We start from the raw sequence: 2,044 nt of genomic DNA, 5'->3' as shown, positions 1-2,044 counted from the left end.
ATGTGTATAAGAGACAGGGCTGGGCGCCGGGGTAAGAGGTACGTGGGTGGTGCAGGCGCAGTTCCCGTTGACGATCGTCGCCAACCGCTGCACGTGGGTCCCGAGCACCTCGGCCATGGCCTGCTGCTCGGCTTCACACAACTCGGGGAATTCCTCGGCGACGTGCGACACCGGGCAGTGGTGCTGGCAGATCTGCACGCCGTGGATCGGGCCGCCGACCCGCGTCGTGGTGGCGACGTAGCCGGCCTTGGTCAGCGCGCCGGCCACCCGCTCGGCGGCCGCCTCGACCTCGGCGTCGTCGTCGCCCTCGGCCGACGGCACACCGGCCAGGATCGAGTCGATGCGGCGCCGGGCGAACGTGCGCACGGCGTCCTCGCCGCCGATCTCGCGCAACTGCCGCATGGCCGCCGCCGCCAGGTCGTCGTAGGCGTGCCCGAGCTTGGCCCGGCCCCCGGCGGTGAGCCGGAACCGCTTGGCGGGGCGCCCGCGCCCCACCTGCTGCCAGGACGCGGCGGGCACCGACTCGGCGTCGCCCGCCTCGATCAGCGCGTCGAGATGGCGCCGCACGCCCGCGGCCGCCAGCCCCAGCCGATCGCCGATCTCGCCGGCCGTGATCGATCCGGACTCCAGCAGCAGGCGCACGATGGCCCGGCGGGTGTGCCCATCCGGCACCGACACGCCCGCCGCGCCCGCGGCAGCGTCGTCGAAACCGGTTCGGATTTTCACAACACCAGTGTGACGCAATTCCGGGGATCGGTCTACCAAGGGTCCCCTGAGCGGGCGTTGCGCTGGTCACAGTCAAACAAGACGCGCGACCCGCCGCGCCCGGCTGCGCCGCGCTTGCGATCGCCGCGGGCGGCGAGGCGAGCCCGGCGACCCCGGCGGTTACGCTGCTCTGATGGCAGCCCGCCAGCACGTGCTGAGCTCGTCGATCGCCAGCCTGCATGGCGACGAGCAAGCGGTGGGCACGCCGCTGAACGATACCGAGCTCACCGCGCTGCAGCGCACCCGGCGGTTCGGGGCCGCCGGCACCGTGCTGATGGCCATCGGGGCGCTGGGCGCCGGGGCGCGTCCCGTCGTGCAGGACCCCACGTTCGGCGTGCGCCTGCTCAACCTGCCGTCGCGCATCCAGACCGTGTCCCTGACGATGACGACGACCGGGGCGGTGATGATGGCGCTGGCCTGGCTGATGCTCGGCCGGTTCGCGCTGGGCAGCAGGCGGATGTCGCGCGGCGACCTGGACCGCACCCTGATGCTGTGGATCCTGCCGCTGCTGATCGCGCCCCCGATGTACAGCAAGGACGTCTACTCCTACCTGGCTCAGAGCCAGATCTCGCTGGAAGGGCTCGACCCGTACCGGGTGGGCCCGGCGTCGGGCCTGGGCCTGTCGCACGTCTTCACGCTGTCGGTGCCCACGCTGTGGCGGGAGACGCCGGCGCCCTACGGCCCGCTGTTCCTGTGGATCGGGCGCGGCATCTCGGCGATCACCGGGGAGAACATCGTCGCGGCGGTCCTGTGCCATCGGCTGGTCGAGCTGATCGGCGTCGGGTTGATCGTCTGGGCGACGCCCCGGCTGGCCCGCCGCTGCGGCGTCGCCGAGGTCAGCGCGCTGTGGCTGGGCGCGGCCAATCCGCTGCTGATCATGCACCTGGTGGCCGGCGTCCACAACGAGGCGCTGATGCTCGGGCTGATGCTGGCCGGGGCCGAGTTCGCGCTGCGGGGGATCGACTCCCCGCGGCTGTTCCCGGCCTCCTGGCGGCCCGGCCCGGACTGGGAACCGTTGGGCATGCTGCTGGCCGGTGCCGTCCTGATCGCGCTGTCGTCGCAGGTGAAGCTGCCGTCGCTGCTGGCGCTCGGGTTCGTCACGATGGCGCTGGCCTACCGCTGCGGGGGCAACCTGCGCGCGCTGCTGCTGGCGGGCGGCGCGATGAGCGCGCTGTCGCTGGCGGTGATGGCGGTCGTGGGCTGGGCCAGCGGGCTCGGCTTCGGCTGGATCTACACGCTGGGCACCGCCAACGTCGTCCGCAGCTGGATGTCGCCGCCC

Annotated in this window: 2 protein-coding genes; one reads left to right on the top strand and one right to left on the bottom strand. The window is 72.7% G+C overall.

Annotated elements, in window-relative coordinates; all coding sequences use genetic code 11:
* A partial coding sequence (locus WU80_RS24620; RefSeq protein WP_082462595.1) for a metalloregulator ArsR/SmtB family transcription factor occupies positions 1 to 765 on the bottom strand: 765 nt, incomplete at its 3' end.
* 133 nt (positions 766 to 898) lie between these two features.
* On the opposite strand from WU80_RS24620, the gene mptB reads away from it, so the two are divergent.
* Positions 899 to 2,044, top strand: a 1,146-nt coding sequence (gene mptB, locus WU80_RS24615) for a polyprenol phosphomannose-dependent alpha 1,6 mannosyltransferase MptB (RefSeq protein ID WP_055405896.1), incomplete at its 3' end; no start/stop codon positions are given.

Origin of the sequence: Mycobacterium sp. UM_11 (assembly GCF_001414075.1) — a bacterium.
Lineage (GTDB): Bacteria > Actinomycetota > Actinomycetes > Mycobacteriales > Mycobacteriaceae > Mycobacterium.
This window is presented reverse-complemented; position numbering and strand designations above follow the sequence as displayed.